This window comes from Tardiphaga robiniae (genome assembly GCF_001618955.1).
GTDB lineage: Bacteria > Pseudomonadota > Alphaproteobacteria > Rhizobiales > Xanthobacteraceae > Tardiphaga > Tardiphaga robiniae_A.
Genome location: NZ_LVYV01000023.1, coordinates 90179 through 105046 on the forward strand (window position 1 = coordinate 90179; position 14868 = coordinate 105046).

Here is a 14868-nt window from a genome sequence, read left to right on the forward strand (position 1 = left end):
GGCTCAGCCGCGAAGACGTCCTGCGATTGACTTGAACATCGCACCAGGATCGGTTGCTATACGCACGCGGGGCGCGCCGTTAGTGCCAATAGTCAGGGAAGGATACGTCCATGGCGAGACTCCTGGTCCTCTACAAAACACCGAAGAATCCCGAAGCCTTCGACAAATATTATCGATCCGTACATATCCCGCTGGCGAAGAAGGTTCCGGGGCTGAAACACTATGGCGTCAGCACAGGGGCCGTCACAACGCCGACGGGAGACAGCGACATTCATCTGGTCGCCGCGCTGGATTTCGAAACGGTTGCGGCGCTCAAGCTGGGCCTCGCCTCGCCGGAGGGGCAGGCTGCAGCAGGCGACCTCGCGAATTTTGCGGATGGCGGCGTAGATCTCCTGATTTTCGATACGAAGGACGCCTGACAGCGGCAACGCGCGTTCAGCGGCCTCTGCCCGGCTCACAAACCGTAGTCTGCGAGCCGGGAGAGATCGATCAAGACGATCAATCTGTCACTTACGGGCCGCGCAGGCGTACATGTTGATTTCCATGCCGACCTGCACTTCCACGATCTTCGGAGTTTTCCAACTCATCTTGGTCTCCTCAGAGTTTGCGCGATGATTGCGCCGTCCGACGATAAGCAGTGAGGCGACGTCTTTCAACTTAACTCCTCAGGTTGCAGCGCGAAATGTGCACGTGCAACCGAAGTGAAACTACACTTCCTCGGCGAGAGCGGGGCGCTGATGGCCGTGATGCGCTTTGTGAATCGCGGATGGAGCCACGCCAAAATATTTCCGGAACACGCGACTGAAGTGCGAGGAACTTGAGAAGCCCCAGGAAAACGCGACGTCCGTGATCGTCTTTCCGTTCTGCGCTTCCAGTTCCTGCCGGCAATTCTGCAGCCGCGCCTGCCAGATATAGTCGCTGACAGTTATCCCTCGGTCGCTGAACAGCATATGCAGATAACGTTTGGTGCAATGCAGTGCGGTCGAAATCTGATCGATGCTGAGCTCGGGGTCACGCAAATGTTCCCGAATGAAACCCTGCGCACGGACATACATGGCTTCCGGCCCGACACGATCAAGCGTCATGTCGACTTCTCGCAGCGGCAACAGCAACAGATCAATCAGTGAATCCGCGACACCGATGGCACTGTTTGGCGATAGTCTGGCGGCTTCGCTGAAGGCGGCCTGTACAAATTCGTGCGCAATGCGCCCGGTACCGGCGCGGGCCGACAGCTTACAGGCGGTCAGATTTCCCGCACCGAGGCCGCGCTCATGTAGCAACTCCTTGGGCACGATCACGACGTCATGGCGTGTAAAGGCCGGGCTGACGATGGTATGTGGACACGACACGTCATAGACGAGGCAATCCCCGGGCCCGATATCGATCCGACGACTGTCCTGTTCGAAATGCGAGACGCCATAAGTTTGAAACACAATCTTCACGTATGGATGGTCGCTTTGCCTAATTCGCGGGGCAGCGTGGCCAATTCGGTGTTGACTCGCCTCGATCTGACACAATTTCAGCCGCGAAACCGATGTGCAGTTGATCAGCCCATCGAATGTGGATGCTTCCAGCGGATCGATGTCAAATCGCCCGCACAGATCGGTCAGGGCATCTGACCAAACCTGGATCTGCCTCGTCGGCGTCAATCCGGATGTGCTGAGAGAACTAAGCGTATCGGACATGAACAGTTCACCGATGAAAGACCGTCACGCAACAATTGGTCACGAGACGAAACTATACTTACAGAACGAAGCACATATCGAACGAAGCGCATATGGAATAATGTGCGATACAATATGTAAAGGCACGGCCCGCAGCTCGTGAATCGTGGTCGGAGTAACTGGATTCTCCTTGTTAATCCTCTAACTCGATACCAGCCCCGTCAAGTGAAACATCACCCTTGGCGCGGTGCGGCGATCCGTGTGCAGTGCGAAAGGCGCTGGCTTTCCAGATCCCGTTCAGATCTCTCGTTCCCGCACGAGAAAATTATCTTGCACAGGTTCTCTGTCGAGCAAGCCTGCTTCGCTCTTGGGCAAGTATGCAGCAGCGGATCTTGCTACTCATAGATACCAAAATGAAGCTGGGCCGCTTGACGAGACCCGGCATTATGTCTGGGAGGACATCACGATGCGTAAGGTGCTGCTTGCGACCTGTCTTGGCACAATGGCGGCCTCTGCCGCAGGCGTTGCCATCGCCAATGATGAACTGACCAAGATGTCGGCAAACCCGAAAGACTGGGTGATGCCGGCAGGCGACTACGCCAATACGCGCTATTCGAAGCTGAACCAGATCACGGCGGCTAATGTCGGCAAGCTGCAGGTGGCGTGGACCTTCTCTACCGGTGTTCTGCGCGGCCACGAAGGCGGCCCGCTGATCATCGGCAACATGATGTATGTACATACGCCGTTCCCGAACAAGGTCTACGCAATGGACCTGTCGCAGGAGAACAAGATCGTCTGGAAGTATGAACCGAAGCAGGATCCGAACGTCATTCCGGTGATGTGCTGCGACACTGTCAATCGCGGCGTTGCCTATGCCGATGGCAAGATCTTCCTGCACCAGGCCGATACCACGCTGGTCGCGCTCGACGCCAAGACCGGCAAGGAAGTTTGGACCGTCAAGAACGGCGACCCTGGCAAGGGTGCAACGGGCACGTCGTCCCCGCTCGTGGTCAAGGACAAGGTCCTGATCGGCATCTCGGGCGGCGAATTCGGCGTTCAATGCCACATGACCGCCTATGACCTGAAGACAGGCAAGCTGGCATGGCGAGCCTTCTCAGAAGGACCGGACGACCAGATCATGGTCGATCCGGAAAAGACCATGGCGCTGGGCAAGCCGGTCGGCAAGGATTCCAGCCTGAAGACTTGGCAGGGCGATCAGTGGAAAATCGGCGGCGGCTGCACCTGGGGCTGGACCTCCTACGATCCGGAACTGAATCTCGTCTATTACGGCTCGGGCAATCCCTCGACCTGGAATCCGAAGCAACGGCCGGGCGACAACAAGTGGTCGATGACCGTCTTTGCGCGCGATGCCGACACAGGCATGGCCAAGTGGGTCTATCAGATGACGCCGCATGACGAATGGGACTATGACGGCGTCAACGAAATGATCCTTAGTGATCAGCAGATGAACGGCCAAAATCGTAAGCTGCTGACGCATTTCGATCGTAACGGTCTCGCTTACACCATGGACCGTGTCACCGGTGAATTGCTGGTTGCCGAAAAATACGATCCGAAGGTGAACTGGACCACCGGTGTCGACATGAATAAGTCGTCGCCGACCTATGGCCGCCCGAAAGTGGTCGATCAGTACTCGACCGAGAAGCAAGGTGAAGACGTCAACACCAAGGGCGTCTGTCCGGCGGCACTCGGCACCAAGGATCAGCAACCCGCGGCCTATTCGCCGGATACCCAGCTGTTCTATGTGCCGACCAACCATGTCTGCATGGACTATGAGCCGTTCAAGGTGAACTACACCGCCGGCCAGCCTTATGTGGGTGCAACGCTGTCGATGTACCCGCCTCCGGGCGAAACCCATATGGGCAACTTCATTGCCTGGGACAACAAGACCGGCAAGATCGTCTGGTCGAACAAGGAACAGTTCTCGGTCTGGTCGGGAGCGCTCGCCACCGCCGGCGGCGTGGTGTTCTACGGGACGCTGGAAGGCTACCTGAAGGCGGTCGACGCCAAGACGGGTAAGGAACTCTACAAGTTCAAGACTCCGTCCGGCATCATCGGCAACGTCACCACCTACGAAAACAATGGCCGGCAGTATATCGCCGTCCTGTCAGGCGTCGGCGGTTGGGCCGGCATCGGTCTCGCAGCGGGTCTGACGGATCCGACTGCCGGTCTCGGTGCCGTCGGTGGTTACGCAGCCCTGACCAACTATACCGCACTCGGCGGCGCGCTGACGGTCTTTGCACTCCCACAGTGAACTGACGCATCAGTCACCGGCGCATGGCTTCGTCCATGCGCCGGTCTTTTCTGAAATCGCATGCCGAGGACAAGCTATTGCGTCACATCTGGTCTGTCATTGCCACGATCGTTGTCGTGGCCTCTGGGAATACAAGCTTCGCCGAGAGTGCCGGCGATCCGAAAGCCGTCAAATCCGAAGACGGCAAGTATCTGGACAAGGAGGGCAATCCGACCTTCAACGTTGCCGCCGATGGCACCATCGACTGGTACACATATTCGGGTTACCGGCGCTATCACTCGGAATGTCACGTTTGTCATGGCCCCGATGGGATGGGATCGACCTACGCGCCGGCGCTGAAGGACTCGCTGAAAACGATGAGCTATGGCGACTTCCTCGGCGTTGTCGCCAGCGGTCGCAAGAATGTCAGCACGTCGCAGGAAAGCGTCATGCCGGCCTTTGGCGATAATACCAATGTCGCCTGCTACATGGACGATCTCTACGTCTATCTGCGAGCGCGCGCCAATGATGCAGTCGGCCGCGTCCGCCCGGGCAAGCGCGAGGAAAAGCCCGCAGCCTATACCGAAGCCGAGAGCGCCTGCATGGGGAAACCGAACTGATGCGGATCACGAGCGAGCCGCTGACCTGCAATCCCGGATGACGCAGGCTCGGACGACACAGGGCCAGATGACGCAAGATCAAATGACCGAGGGAGTTGAGAATGAAGACCCGCGCCGCAGTCGCCTTCGAAGCAAAGAAGCCGCTTGAGATCGTCGACGTTGATCTCGAGGGGCCGAAGGCCGGCGAAGTTCTGGTCGAGATCAAGGCGACCGGCATTTGCCACACCGATGCCTATACGCTCGATGGTTTCGACAGCGAAGGCATATTTCCTTCCATCCTCGGCCATGAAGGGGCCGGCATCGTGCGGGAGGTCGGTCCCGGTGTCACTTCAGTCAAGCCGGGCGATCATGTCATCCCGCTCTACACGCCGGAATGCCGGCAATGCAAAAGCTGCCTGAGCCAGAAGACCAATCTCTGCACGGCGATCCGCGCCACCCAAGGCAAGGGCGTGATGCCGGACGGGACCTCGCGCTTCAGCTATCAGGGCAAGCCGATCTACCACTACATGGGCTGCTCGACTTTTTCGAACTTCACGGTGCTGCCGGAGATCGCGGTGGCGAAGATCCGCGACGATGCGCCGTTTGACAAGAGCTGCTATATCGGCTGCGGCGTCACCACGGGTGTCGGCGCCGTGGTCAATACGGCGAAGGTCACGCCGGGCTCCAATGTCGTCGTATTCGGCCTCGGCGGCATCGGCCTCAACGTCATTCAGGGCGCACGGATGGTCGGAGCCGACAAGATCGTCGGCGTCGACATCAATGACGACAAGGAAGAATGGGGCCGCCGCTTCGGCATGACCCATTTCGTCAATCCGAAGAAGGTCGATGGCGACATTGTTCAGCATCTGGTGGGGCTGACCGATGGCGGCGCCGATTACACCTTCGACTGCACCGGCAATACTACGGTTATGCGTCAGGCGCTCGAAGCCTGCCACCGCGGCTGGGGTGTCTCCGTTGTCATTGGCGTCGCGGAGTCCGGAAAAGAGATCGCGACCCGGCCATTTCAGCTCGTCACAGGTCGCGTCTGGAAAGGCACAGCCTTCGGCGGCGCGCGCGGTCGTACCGACGTGCCCAAGATCGTCGACTGGTACATGAACGGAAAGATCGAGATCGATCCGATGATTACGCATGTGCTCAAGCTGGAAGAGATCAACAGGGGATTCGATCTGATGCACGAAGGAAAATCGATCCGATCGGTCGTCGTGTTCTGAATGCAAGCTGCAACACCAGAGTGCCAATGCAACAATGCTTCACACAAGTGACGCATCATACCAGGAGGATAGACTGATGACTGTTCATATCCACCCGTCCGTTGACGGCGGTATCAAACAAGGTTCAGGCCATTTTGCCGGCGGAACGCTGGTCTGCAAATGCAGCGACAAACCGGTCAAGGTCGGCGTCAAGGGCGACGTCGCTCATAATCACGCCTGCGGCTGCACCAAGTGCTGGAAGCCGAGCGGCGCGACGTTCTCTGTCGTCGCGGTGGTTCCGCGCGAAAACGTCACCGTACTGCAAAACGGCGACAAGCTGCGCATCGTCGATCAGGCCGCAACCATTCAGCGCCATGCTTGCACCGGATGCGGCACCCACATGTTCGGCCGCATCGAGAACAAGGGACATGCGTTCTATGGCCTCGACTTCATTCATCCCGAATTGTTCGAAGAATCCGGCTCGGCCGCACCGGGCTTTGCCGCCTTCGTCTCGTCGGTGATTGAATCCGGCGTGAAGCCGAGCGACATGACCGCCATACGGTCGCGCCTCAAGGAACTGGGACTCGAGCCTTATGATTGCCTTTCGCCTGCGCTGATGGATGTCCTCGCCAATCACGTGGCAACGGCCAAAGCGGCCTGAGTCAACACGGCATATGAGCATCCGCCGGTGGCGACATGTCGCCACCGGCGTTGCTATTAGTAGATTTGCTCCGGCATGGGGCTTCGACTTGGTGGGTCACCCCGTATAATCGCGCTTCGGCCTCGCTGCGATCGGCCCGCTGCTTTGTGCGACAATACTCACAGCATTGACTGCACGAAGAAGGATAGCCCGTAAGGGCTCGCCCCTTCGCTTTCACTGGGCACAGTGTGCGGACGTCCCACCGATCATGCCACGTGACACGCTGCAGAACCCGCCTTCGAGGTCGCAATTGGCGAGATCGCGTTGGCCACTTCGTCTCAGCCGAAGCGACCGCGGGTACGGAGGCGGTTCGCAGGAACCTCTTCGGAAAGGCAGCGACCTCATGGGAGGTACCCATGCACTGAGCCGCTCGTACAATCCCGTCAGGATCTGTTCGACGGCCCACGGCTTATTGTTGTCGTGCGAGGACATCTTGCGACGGTTCGGCTGTAACGAAGGTCATCCCTCACCAACTCTGCCAACTGGCCTGCAGAATGTCAGGATTGAGCGACAGCAAGGTCCCTACCTCGCGATTAAATTGACGCCACGATTGTCCAACAAGGTCGCCGGTATATGAGCTTCAGGCTCAAAGAGTGAGCATTTGTCGAACGCTTCGGCTTCCTAATTGAGCAAAAAAACGCGTTTCGGCAAATCCAAAGAACAGCGGCGGTTTTTCCTAATTTACCCGAAGATGAGGCACGGCTAGCTTTCGTTCAGAGCGGCAGAGAAGAGGTTTGACTTAGTGCATGGAAGCCTGGTCCCGATGGCATCGACATCATCCTCTGCGAGCGATGCAGTAAAGCTGCATGCTCAGGGTATCTGCAAATTTTACGATGCCACGGCAGCGCTGAATCCGATCGAACTTAAAATCTTCACCGGCGAACTGCTCACACTTCTTGGACCGTCGGGCTCCGGCAAGACGACGCTACTGCAGCTCATCTCGGGCCTTGTTAAGCCGAGCAGCGGTCGGCTGATCATCGACGGCCGCGATCAGACCGATCTAGAGCCCTATAAGCGCGATATCGGCGTCGTGTTTCAGAACTACTCGCTCTTCCCGCATCTGACGGTGCAGGAGAACATCGCATTTCCGCTGCAGATGCGCGGGCAATCGGACCGGGCGTCCGCAACGCAGGTTGCCGGTGCGCTCGACATGGTCGGGCTTGAAAAGTTCGGCAAGCGCTTTCCGCACGAATTGTCAGGCGGCCAGCAGCAGCGCGTCGCGCTGGCTCGATGCCTTGTCTATAAGCCGTCGCTGATCTTGATGGATGAATCGCTCTCGGCGCTCGACCGCAAGCTCCGCGAGGCCATGCAAGTCGAGATCAAGCGGATCCATCGGGAGACTGGCTCGACGATCGTTTTCGTGACTCACGATCAGGAGGAGGCGCTCGCGCTGTCCGATCGCATCTGTCTGATGAATGATGGCGCGATCGAGCAGCTCGGAACGCCGCTCGAACTGTATGACAAGCCGAAGAGTATTTTCGCGGCGACATTCATCGGGACGTCGAATGTCATCAGTGGCGAAATGGTAAATGCGACGCAGATCCGGTCGGACATCAGCGACGGGCTGATCGATATCGGAGGCACGCCCAAGAATGCGACTCCCGGTCGAGCCTGCAGCGTTGCGATCCGGCCCGAATATGTCCGCATCGGTGACAGCGGGACGGGCCTTCTGGACGGCACGATCATCGAGCAGATTTATGCCGGCTCCGAGACGCGCATGATGGTCGAGCTGCCGCATGGCTCGGTCTTCACGGTCCGTGTTCCCGGCGGGGCACAGCGCGGTCGGTTGGGCGAGCGCGTCTCGTTAGTGTGGGATTCCCAGCATATTCGCATCCTCGAGAGCTAGCCTACCAGGACGCCGCCCATCTTTTCATCCGAGTCGATCATCAAGGAACACCTCATGAAGCGCACCACGTTGAACCGACGCACGCTCATTAAGGCCACCGTCCTCGGAGGTAGCGCGCTGGCGATGCCGTCAATCCTGACAAAGTCAGGATTTGCGGCCGAGTCTCTCACCGTCGCGGATGTCGGAGGCGCGGCCGGCGACGCGATTCGTGTGGCCTTCTGTGAGCCGTTCAAGAAGGAAACCGGCGTTCAGGTCGTCAATGTCGCGCATGACCCGGATCCCGTCACGCAGTTCAAGCTGATGGTCGATACGAAGACCTATCTCTGGGACGCCTGCATGATGATCCCGGATTACATCTTCCGCCTTCAGGAGGGAAAGAACTATATCGCACCGCTTGATCTGAAGGACGAAACCGGAGACATGGTCCCAGGCATGCTGACCGAGAACTGGCTCGGCTTCTCCGTGTTCGGCATTCTCATGGCCTACAATACCGAGAAGTTCGGCGACAACGGTCCGAAGAGCTGGCCCGATTTCTTCAACTCCGAAAAATTCGTCGGCCGGCGTGGCTTCTATCGCGCGGGCTGGGGCTCGCTGGAAATGGCGTTGCTGGCAGATGGCGTCGCGCCTGACAAGCTCTACCCGATCGACGTCGATCGCGCGTTCAGGTCGCTCGAGAAGATTAAGAAGAACGTGTCGGTCTGGTGGACCAGCGGCGCGCATAATACCCAGATACTGCAGAGCGGGGAGGTCGACATGGCCGATACCTGGTCGGCGCGCGTGTATAGTGCGATCCAGGGCGGCGCGAAGCTCACACCCGTCTGGCAGGGACTGTATTCGGTGGATGGCTGGGCCATGCCGATCAATGGCCCCAAACAGTCGCTGGCCAAGGAATTCATCCGCTTCTGCATGCGTCCGGACCGGCAAGCCGCCTATTCGAATCTGGTGGCGAATGGCCCGACCAACAAAAAGGCGTTCGACTCGATCGCGCCGGAGCGCGCGAAGATTCTTGCGACCAATCCGGCGAACTTCGCCGGTCTCGTGCCCCTGGATCCGCGCTGGTGGTCGCAATCCAATAGGCAGATGGTCAAGAAGCGCATGGACGAATGGCTGCTCACCTGAGCCGAGCTCGCCGCAACGTCCAACCTCGCTAGTGTGAATTCGAACTGGTACTGACGATGACATCAAAAAAGCAGATCGTTCTATCGGCGCTTGTCCATCCGCATGGGATCTACAAGGGCGCCTGGCGGCATCCAGACGCCGAGGCCGATCGCGTCAATGATGTCGAATACTACAAGAAGGTCGCGCAACTCTGCGAGCGTGGTTTGCTCGACCTCTTTTTTATCGCCGATACACCTGCGGCGCGCACCGACAATCTCGACATCTGGACACGATCGCCGCTGTTCCAGAACGTGATGGAGCCAGTGACACTGCTTGCAGCGCTGGCCGGCGCGACGTCACGGATCGGCCTCGGGGCGACGGTCTCGACCAGCTTCTTCGAACCCTACAATATCGCTCGGCAGTTCGCGTCGCTCGATCACATCACAGGCGGACGCGCCGCCTGGAACGTGGTGACGTCGGCCAATGACTATGCGGCCCGCAATTTCGGCCTCGACCGGTTACCGCCGCATGGCGAGCGCTATGCTAAAGCGCGCGAATGCCTCGAACTCGTGAAGTCCTATTGGGACACCTGGGATCAGGATGCGTTTGTCTTCGACAAGGAGAAGGCGATCTATTTCGATCCCAAGAAGTTTCACACCGTCGATCACAAGGGCGCATATTTCACGGTGCATGGCGGCCTCAATATCGCGCGACCGCCGCAGGGGCATCCTGTGATCATCCAGGCTGGCGCATCGGAGAGCGGCAAGGAGCTCGCCGCGCAGACCGCCGAAATCGTATTCGGGACAGGCGCCGAGCCTGAGGCTGCCAAGGCGTTCTACAGCGATCTCAAGGGCCGGATGCCGAAATTCGGCCGAGATGAATCGCAGCTCTTCATTCTGTCCGGATTGAGCACGGTGATTGGCCGGACCCGCGAAGAAGCGAAGGAAAAATTTGAATATCTGCAGTCGCTGGTTCCGGTCGAAGTGAAGGTCATGGCGCTCAGCAACGATCTGGAGGTCAATCTGCTCGATCTGCCGCTGGACGAGCCGGTGCCCGTCGATCGCATTCCGGCCTCGTCCAATCTGCACCAGGCCTATTTCAATCAGATCGCGGACATGATCCGCGGCCAGAAGCTCACGCTGCGCGAGATGGCCAATAAATATACCAGGGGATCGAAGGCCATGTGCGCCACGGCCAACGAAGTAGCTGACTTCATGGAGAGCTGGATCGAGCAGCGCTGCTGCGATGGCTTCATGCTGTCGCCTGCAGTTGTTCCGGGCTCGCTGAAGGAGTTCATTGATGAGGTCGTGCCGGTCCTTCAGGAGCGCGGCATCTACAAGACGGCTTACAAGGGGAAGACTCTGAGAGAGAATCTCGGGCTCTATCCCGTCGCCAACAAGAATTCGCTGTAGCAGACAGCGATCGGGGGGGACGTGACGTCGTTAGACCTATCTTCAGCAGTCCTTCCGGTGAAGGGGAAGCCGAGCTTTCGTTTCGGACCTATTTGGCTCGCCTTGCCAGGCGTGGCATTCCTGCTGATCTTCTTCCTGTGGCCAACGCTGCACATACTCGTGTCGGCCATATGGGGAGGCGACAGCGGCTTCTCGTTGAAGGCGCTGCTGGCGGTCTTCACATCGCCGTCCTACAGCCGCGTGATGACGACCACGTTCACCGTCGCCATCCAGGTGACGGCGCTTTGCGTGCTGATCAGCTATCCGTTGGCCTACTGGCTAAGCCGGCATTCGGCGAGGCGCCAGCGATTGATGATGATGCTGATCCTGCTGCCATTCTGGACCAGCGCTCTGGTCAAGAACTTTGCGTGGCTCGTCTTGTTCGGCCGGAACAGCAGTTTTGCGCAGCTCATCATGTCGATGGGCGGAGCCGGCGATCGGCTGCTGTTCAACAAGACGGTCGTGCTGTTCGGCATCGTACACACGCTGGTGCCGCTTTGCGTTATCGCAATGATGCCGACGCTGAACCAAGTCAACAAATCGCTGCTCTCGGCTGCGACGACGCTGGGCGCGAGTCCGACGCAGGCATTCTGGCAGATCTTTCTTCCGCTTTCGATGCGCGGTGTAGCGACCGCCGGCCTGATGATTTTCATCACGTCGCTCGGCTTTTTCATCACCCCGTCGCTGCTCGGCAGCCCGCGCGAGACGATGGTGGGGCAGCTGATCATCGAGCAGATTAACGAATTGCAGAATCTTCAGCAAGGGAGCGCGTTCGGTGTGATCCTGCTCGCCGGAGCGATCATCGCAGTGGTGCTGTTTGACCGCGTATTCGGTCTTTCGGGCATGGCGGGCGGCAGTGGGCAATCGCAGCCGGACAGCCCTGTCCGTCGCTTTGGCCTCTGGCTCGCCGGCCGCATCGGCGACATCTTCGACCCGGTGGCGCGCAGCTATCGTAATACGTTTCGTGGACTGCCGGGATCCCGCCTGCTGGGATTGTACAGTGTGCTCGTGATCGCCATCCTGCTCGTCCCCGTGATTGCGATCATCCCGATGGCGTTTACGAGCGGGAGCTTCCTTGCCTTTCCGCCGCCTGGCTTTAGTCTTCGCTGGTTCGACACTTATTTCGCGTCGCCGATCTGGATGGCTGCCACCGCCCGGTCGTTCGGAATCGGCGTGGCTTGCGCGGCGCTGACGATCGTGGTGGCGGGGACCGTTGCCTTTGCGGTTGTCCGCTCGGGAAGCAGACTGGCGGGCGCCATCTTTATCTTCTTCATGTCGCCGATGATCGTGCCGCATCTCGTCATCTCGATAGGCCTGTTCTACCTGTTCGCGCAGATGTCGCTGATCGCGACGGATGTCGGCCTCGTGCTCGGCCACAGCGTGATCGCGACGCCCGTCGTCTTCATCATCGTCCTGTCGACCCTGCGTGGGCATGACTGGCGGCTGGATGACGCGGCGCTCACGCTCGGGGCCTCACCTCACAAAGCATTTTTCAGGATCACTCTGCCACTGATCAGCGGTGGCATCGTTGGGGGGCTGATCACGGCATTCCTCATCTCCTTCGAGGAGTTGACGATCGCGCTCTTCATTGGCGGTGGTCTGATCACGACGCTCCCCAAACAGCTTTGGAGCGACATCTTCCTCCAGATCACCCCGACCTTGGCAGCTGCGTCAGTTGTCGTGCTGGGCGTTGTGACGGTGCTGTTCCTGCTGATGGAGGTCATCAGCTATTGGCGAAAGCCGGCTTGACCGCGCCCATCGGGACAGGTGTATAAAAAGCGAGCATCGGATCGCGGAAGCCCGGATGCGAGCGTCCGGGCTTGCTTGGAAAACACTCGCATCGACATGGCGGCCCGTAACGCCGACGGCAAGATCGCGGGTCCGCAATGCGTTTTACGTTGAGACAGCTGGAGTATTTCGTGGCTGCCGGGGAGACGGGCAGCATTACGCTGGCGTCCGAACGCATCAGCATATCGCAGCCGTCGATCTCGACCGCCATCTCACACCTTGAGAAAGAGCTGGGCGTCCAACTGTTCGTCCGGCATCACGCGCTCGGTCTGTCGCTGACGCCGGCCGGGCGGAGTCTGCTCCGGGAAGCGAAGAACGTGCTCAATCAGGCCGAGCAACTCTATTCGGTCGCCTCCGATGTCGACGGGCAGGTTCGTGGCCAGATCACGGTTGGCTGTCTGGTGACACTGGCGCCGATGGTCATGCCGGAACTGGCGCATTCGTTCACCACCGCATTTCCGGATACCCAGATCAGGCATATCGAGCTCAACCAGGAGCAACTTCTCGAAGGGCTGCGCTGTGCCGAGATCGATGTCGTCATCACTTACGACCTGCAGTTGCCATCGGGGATCGCATTCACGCCGCTGGCCCAGCTGCCAGTGCATGTCGTGGTCAGCGAAAACCACAGATTTGCAGCCAGATCGGCCGTATCGCTTGCCGAGCTCATCGACGAGCCGTTGCTGCTGCTGGATCTCCCGCTAAGCCGCGAATATTTCCTCGCTTTATTCATGGGCGAGGGGTTCGAGCCGCGCATCGGCGGACGTTCAGCATATCAGGATGTCATTCGCACGATGGTTGCGAATGGCTATGGCTATACGCTGGCCAATGTGAGGCCGAGGTCCGATACGGCGCTCGACGGCAGGAAGGTCGTTCGGGTGAAGCTCGTCGGTGAATACCGCCCGATGGTGATCGGCGTCGCGACACTGGCGCAACTGACCAAGTCGCGCCTGATCGAAACGTTTCAGGCGCATTGCCAGGCGCTGATTTCCGAGGACTACATACCCGGTATGGTGGCCCCCGGCGTCGATCATCCGGTATCCGGAAAGAAGTGAGCAGGGCGCGCCGGTTTGCGCCGACCCTGCCTGGTTCAGGATCAATGCTGCCGACTATGCAGGCATGCCTCGGAAAAGTGGAAGGCGCCCTTCGCGAAAGCGAATTAGGCCGAAACCGGCAGGTTCAGTAAGCTCAATCACAAGTCCAGCGTATCCGCCGAGCAGCGTTCGAACCGCATCATTCAGATGTGACGACGAACGTCCGGTCTTCGGTGCGTGCCGTTGGGTCGCGTCTTCACAGCGTCGATCAACTTTGGCGCGTCGAAGCCAGAGCCTCGACAGACGATCGTCGCAGCCCGCGGCGGTGCGCAGCATATGTTTCGCAAATCGGAGACAGTCATTGACCACCGAACCGAATGATTCCAACGAACGCCAGCTGAGAATTGACCTCGCGGCTGCCTTCCGCCTGTTTGCAAGGCTGGGCATGCACGAGGCCGTCGCCAATCATTTCAGCGCGGCGGTGTCGAGCGATGGTCGCAAATTCCTGATGAATCCGAAGTGGCGACACTTCTCGCGGATCAAGGCCAGCGATCTCGTGTTGTTCGATCTCGATGCAGATGGCTCGTTCGGAGGTCAGGCATCCGTAGATCCGACCGCGTGGTCGATCCACAGCCAGATGCACAGCCTGCTTCCGCAGGCGCGCGTCGTGCTGCATCTGCATCCGCCCTTCGTCACGACCATTGCCACTCTGGCCAATCCTGACATCAAACCGATTGACCAGAACACGGCGCGCTATTTCAATCGTGTCGCTTTGGATGCCGCATATTCCGGAATGGCCGACAGCGAACAGGAGGGCGCGCGTCTGGCAAAGCTGCTAGGCAACCGCTCGCGCCTGATGATGGGAAATCATGGCGTGATGATTGCTGCGAGAACGGTCGGCGAGGCGTTTGACGACATGTACACCATCGAGCGTGCGTGCCAGACCCTGGTGCAGGCCTATGCCACCGGTCAGCCATTGAACGTGCTGCCCGACGATATCGCCGAACGCACCGCGCACGACTGGGAAGGTCTCACCGATTTTTCCGAAGCGCACTTCGCCGAAATGAAAAAGCTGCTCGATGCGGAAGACCCGTCCTACGCGCATTGAGTGTTCGTCGTCATGCGTCGATCGGCGCGCGGATCTTTCACATCGGCCGAGCCTAAGCACTGGGAAGCCAAATGATAATGTTCGCGTGCTGGTGCGTTGCTTCAACATCGATGCGGGGATG

13 protein-coding genes are annotated in these 14868 nt (G+C 59.0%); 11 read left to right on the forward strand and 2 right to left on the reverse strand.

The annotated features are described in order from the left end of the window. The first annotated feature begins 110 nt into the window (after positions 1 to 110). Positions 111 to 419, forward strand: a complete 309-nt coding sequence (locus A4A58_RS18015) for an EthD family reductase (protein ID WP_068734587.1) — start codon at positions 111 to 113, stop codon at positions 417 to 419. Positions 420 to 506: 87 nt separating this feature from the next. Here A4A58_RS18015 and pqqA read toward each other — a convergent pair whose 3' ends face one another. Next, positions 507 to 587, reverse strand: a complete 81-nt coding sequence (gene pqqA, locus A4A58_RS29705; RefSeq protein ID WP_081421972.1) for a pyrroloquinoline quinone precursor peptide PqqA — start codon at positions 585 to 587, stop codon at positions 507 to 509. Positions 588 to 707: 120 nt separating this feature from the next. Further along, positions 708 to 1685, reverse strand: a complete 978-nt coding sequence (locus A4A58_RS18020; protein WP_068734589.1) for a helix-turn-helix domain-containing protein — start codon at positions 1683 to 1685, stop codon at positions 708 to 710. A 445-nt stretch (positions 1686 to 2130) separates the two neighbouring features. On the opposite strand from A4A58_RS18020, the gene xoxF5 reads away from it, so the two are divergent. From xoxF5 to A4A58_RS18070, 10 genes are all read left to right on the forward strand, one after another. Beyond that, on the forward strand, positions 2131 to 3936 hold the full coding sequence (gene xoxF5 / locus A4A58_RS18025; RefSeq protein ID WP_068734592.1) for a lanthanide-dependent methanol dehydrogenase XoxF5: 1806 nt from the start codon (positions 2131 to 2133) through the stop codon (positions 3934 to 3936). Positions 3937 to 4043: 107 nt separating this feature from the next. After that, the gene (locus A4A58_RS18030; RefSeq protein WP_068735332.1) at positions 4044 to 4535 is read left to right on the forward strand and encodes a c-type cytochrome, methanol metabolism-related; all 492 of its coding nucleotides are present in this window, start codon (positions 4044 to 4046) and stop codon (positions 4533 to 4535) included. Between the two features lie 101 nt (positions 4536 to 4636). Beyond that, positions 4637 to 5746 carry an S-(hydroxymethyl)glutathione dehydrogenase/class III alcohol dehydrogenase gene (locus A4A58_RS18035; RefSeq protein WP_068734594.1) on the forward strand — a complete coding sequence of 370 codons (1110 nt, stop codon included), beginning with the start codon at positions 4637 to 4639 and terminating at the stop codon, positions 5744 to 5746. 76 nt (positions 5747 to 5822) lie between these two features. Continuing rightward, the gene (gene gfa, locus A4A58_RS18040) at positions 5823 to 6386 is read left to right on the forward strand and encodes an S-(hydroxymethyl)glutathione synthase (protein WP_068734596.1); all 564 of its coding nucleotides are present in this window, start codon (positions 5823 to 5825) and stop codon (positions 6384 to 6386) included. 802 nt (positions 6387 to 7188) lie between these two features. After that, complete coding sequence (locus A4A58_RS18045) at positions 7189 to 8271, forward strand: ABC transporter ATP-binding protein (protein ID WP_068734597.1); 1083 nt, start codon at positions 7189 to 7191, stop codon at positions 8269 to 8271. A gap of 54 nt (positions 8272 to 8325) precedes the next feature. Further along, complete coding sequence (locus A4A58_RS18050) at positions 8326 to 9390, forward strand: ABC transporter substrate-binding protein (RefSeq protein WP_068734598.1); 1065 nt, start codon at positions 8326 to 8328, stop codon at positions 9388 to 9390. A gap of 56 nt (positions 9391 to 9446) precedes the next feature. After that, positions 9447 to 10781 carry an LLM class flavin-dependent oxidoreductase gene (locus tag A4A58_RS18055; RefSeq protein ID WP_086937078.1) on the forward strand — a complete coding sequence of 445 codons (1335 nt, stop codon included), beginning with the start codon at positions 9447 to 9449 and terminating at the stop codon, positions 10779 to 10781. Between the two features lie 288 nt (positions 10782 to 11069). After that, positions 11070 to 12569 (forward strand): ABC transporter permease subunit, encoded by a 1500-nt coding sequence (locus A4A58_RS18060; protein WP_204378184.1) that lies wholly within the window; start codon positions 11070 to 11072, stop codon positions 12567 to 12569. Between the two features lie 137 nt (positions 12570 to 12706). Then, complete coding sequence (locus tag A4A58_RS18065) at positions 12707 to 13660, forward strand: LysR family transcriptional regulator (protein WP_068734601.1); 954 nt, start codon at positions 12707 to 12709, stop codon at positions 13658 to 13660. 340 nt (positions 13661 to 14000) lie between these two features. Continuing rightward, positions 14001 to 14747 (forward strand): class II aldolase and adducin N-terminal domain-containing protein, encoded by a 747-nt coding sequence (locus A4A58_RS18070; RefSeq protein ID WP_068734603.1) that lies wholly within the window; start codon positions 14001 to 14003, stop codon positions 14745 to 14747. The last annotated feature ends 121 nt before the right edge of the window (positions 14748 to 14868 follow it).